The sequence below is a fragment of the Mycobacterium talmoniae genome (genome assembly GCF_001854525.1).
GTDB classification, from domain to species: domain Bacteria; phylum Actinomycetota; class Actinomycetes; order Mycobacteriales; family Mycobacteriaceae; genus Mycobacterium; species Mycobacterium talmoniae.
In genome coordinates this window covers 1-3,143 of the sequence record NZ_MLQM01000295.1, presented here as the reverse complement: position 1 = coordinate 3,143, position 3,143 = coordinate 1, and the positions used below count along the sequence as shown (strand labels likewise).

The window sequence follows — 3,143 nt, the reverse complement described above, 5'->3', positions numbered from 1 at the left end:
CACAACAACCCACACCAACACGCCCCCCACCACCCCCGCGCCACCGCCGGAGAAGTAAAAAGAACGCCTCGTAGACGAAATCGGCGAGCAGGCTGACGACGCCGAACACCGTCACGAACCGCCACGCGCTCACCGCCGGGCGCGCCGAGCCGACCCGGCTCACCGGCGTCCGACCATTTGCACGCATTGATCGTAGAAGCCGCACCGCCCGCTTAAGGTGAAGCGCGAGCCGGGGGTCGTCGACAACGGAAGGTGACGGATGTCCAACCGAATCCCCAAGCGCATTGTGGTGTGGGGCACCGGCTTTGTCGGCAAGCTGGTGATCCCCGAGATCGTCAAGCATCCGGAGTTCGACCTGGTGGGTGTCGGGGTGTCCAACCCGGACAAGGTGGGCCGCGACGTCGGCGACATCTGCGGGCTGCCGCGCCTGGACCTTGCCGCCACCGACGACGTCGACGCGCTGATCGCGCTGGCGCCGGACGCGCTGGTGCACTACGGCCCGACCGCCGCGCACGCCGAGGACAACATCGCGCTGATCACCCGATTCCTGCGGGCCGGTATCGACGTGTGCTCGACGGCGATGACGCCGTGGGTGTGGCCGACGATGCACCTGAACCCGCCGAGCTGGATCGAGCCGATCACCCAGGCCTGCGAGCTGGGCGAGTCGTCCTGCTTCACCACCGGCATCGATCCCGGCTTCGCCAACGACCTGTTCCCGATGACGCTGATGGGGGTGTGCGCGGAGGTGCGGCGGGTGCGCGCCTCCGAACTGCTGGACTACACCAACTACACCGGCGACTACGAAACCGAGATGGGCATCGGCCGCGAGCCCGAGTTCCGGGCCGTGCTGGAACACCCCGACGTGCTGGTCTTCGCCTGGGGCGCGACGGTGCCGATGATCGCGCACGCCGCCGGCATCATGCTCGACGAGATCACCACCACCTGGGACAAGTGGGTGACGCCCACCGAACGCACCACCGCGAAAGGGGTCATCGCGCCGAGACGGGTCGCCGCGGTGCGGTTCACCATCAACGGCGTCTACCAGGGTCAGACCCGCATCCAGCTCGAACACGTGAACCGGATCGGGCACGACGCCGCCCCGGACTGGCCGTCGGGCAACCAGGACGACGTGTACCGCGTCGAGATCGAGGGGACCCCCAGCATCGTTCAGGAGACCGCGTTCCGGTTCACCGACGGCTCCGGGCGCGACGCGGCCACCGCCGGCTGCCTGGCCACCGGGATGCGGGCGCTCAATGCGGTGCCGGCGGTCAACGCGCTGTCGCCGGGCTGGGTCACCGCGCTCGACCTGCCGCTGATCGCCGGTAGCGGCACAATTCGCTGAGTACCGGTGCCGATACATTGAGCACCGCACCAAGACAGCTGGGGGAGTACACGACATGGCGCAGCCAGCACGGCCGGGGCTCGGCCTGTCGGTGGGGGCCACCAACCTGGCGGCCGTCACCGCCGACACCACGCTGACCCGCCGCCCGGTGCTGACGCTGTATCGGCACCGCCGCTCCGAGGTGGGGGTGCCGGCCGAAAACCCCGGCCTGGCCGAGCCAGGTTTGGTGATCACCGATTTCGTGAACCGGGTGGGCGACCCGGCCGGGGTGGTGGCCACCGACGGGTCGGTGCACCGGGCCCAGGATCTGCTGGCCGACGGGCTGCGTGCGCTCGGCTACGCCGCGACCGGGGGGCGCCCGCCGCCCGACACGGTGGCGGTGACCCACCCGGCGCACTGGTCGGCGGCGGCGTCCGACGCGCTGCGCCAGGCGCTGCGCCGGGTGCCGGAATGGTCGCGCGGTCCGCTGCTGGTCTCCGATGCGGCCGCGGCGCTGACCGCGCTGCAGGCCAGCCCGGGGGTGCCGGCCCGTGGGGTGGTGGCGGTGTGCGACTTCGGCGGCACCGGCAGCAGCATCACCCTGGCCGACGCCGCCAACGGCTACCGGCCGATCGGTGTCACGGTGCGCCACACCGACTTCTCCGGCGAGCAGATCGACCAGGCGTTGCTGACCCACGTGCTGGCCGAGCTGAACGCCAGCGGCTCGTTCGGGGTCTCGGCCACCTCGTCGATCGGGTCGCTGGCCCGGTTGCGGGCCCGATGCCGCCAGGCCAAAGAGCAGCTCTCGGTGCAAACCACCAGCGGGCTGGGTGTCGAGCTGTCCGGGTTCCGCGGCGAGATCCCGCTGACCCGGGCCACCCTCGACGACGCGATCCGCCAGCCCCTGGACATGTTCCTCGCCTCGATGCGAGGCGCCCTGGACGGCAACGGGGTTGGCGCCGATCTGGTGGCCGTCGCCGCGGTCGGCGGTGGGGCGAATATCCCGGGCATCGCGAGCAGGCTCTCGCAGCAGTTCGGGGTGCCGGTCATCACCACCCCGCGGCCGCACCTGGCCGCGGCGCTCGGCGCGGCGTTGCTGGCCGGCCGCGGCGAGACCGACGACGGGCAGACCACGGTGGCCCCGACCGTGGCCGGGGTGGCGCCGGTCGCCCCCACCGCCGCGGCGGAGCTGCCGCCACCGCCCGGCGCGCCGCCCGCGCTGGCGTGGTCGGAGTCCGACGACGCCTCCGACGTCGTGCCGGCGGGCAATGATGCCGATGCGGCGCCGGAGTCCGACGCCACCGCCGCGCCGAGCCCGGCGGCCACCGACACCGGTGCGCCGCGGCGTCGGCGGGTGGTGGCCATGGTGGCCGGCGCGGCCCTCGCCGTCCTGGCCGTCGGCGCCGCGATGGTGCTGCTGATCCGGCACGGCTCGCTGCAGGCGCCCGTCACGCCCAGCGTGACGACGCCGGCGCTCACCACGACGCTGGAAACCACCACGGCGCCAACCACGTCCGTCGCGCCGACGACCACCGAGACGCAGGCGCCGCCGCCGGTGACGACCGTCGAACCGACCACCGAGACCACCCTCGAGACCACCACGACGACCACCACCACCACAACCACGACGACGACAACGACCACCACGACGACTACGACGACCACGTCGCCGCCGGTGACCACCACCACGACGCCGCCGATCAGCGAGACGACGTCGAGTCCACCCGCCGAGGTTCCGCACATCCCGGGGTTTCCGGGGCCGGGGCCGGGGCTTCCGTAACCGGGGTCAGGCCGGGCCGCCGCGCTTGACCCCGGTTACGGA

Annotated in this window: 2 protein-coding genes and 1 pseudogene; 2 read left to right on the top strand and 1 reads right to left on the bottom strand. The window is 72.4% G+C overall.

All coding sequences use genetic code 11. The annotated features are described in order from the left end of the window. Nucleotides 1–67: 67 nt before the first annotated feature. A pseudogene (locus BKN37_RS30095) lies at nt 68–187 on the bottom strand (hypothetical protein); the annotation flags it as partial. A 72-nt stretch (nt 188–259) separates the two neighbouring features. Between BKN37_RS30095 and BKN37_RS26630 the strand changes: the two are divergent. Both BKN37_RS26630 and BKN37_RS26625 read left to right on the top strand, forming a co-directional pair. Beyond that, nucleotides 260–1,342 carry an NAD(P)H-dependent amine dehydrogenase family protein gene (locus BKN37_RS26630; RefSeq protein ID WP_071030250.1) on the top strand — a complete coding sequence of 361 codons (1,083 nt, stop codon included), beginning with the start codon at nt 260–262 and terminating at the stop codon, nt 1,340–1,342. Between the two features lie 55 nt (nt 1,343–1,397). After that, a complete protein-coding gene (locus BKN37_RS26625; RefSeq protein ID WP_071030248.1) occupies nt 1,398–3,101 on the top strand; it encodes an Hsp70 family protein in 1,704 nt (567 codons plus the stop codon). Nucleotides 3,102–3,143 lie beyond the last annotated feature (42 nt).

Bases quoted from the DNA above. Each gene is read 5' to 3' on its own strand.
- BKN37_RS26625 (WP_071030248.1), top strand. From the start codon at position 1,398: ATGGCGCAGCCAGCACGGCCGGGGCTCGGCCTGTCGGTGGGGGCCACC.
- BKN37_RS26630 (WP_071030250.1), top strand. From the start codon at position 260: ATGTCCAACCGAATCCCCAAGCGCATTGTGGTGTGGGGCACCGGCTTT.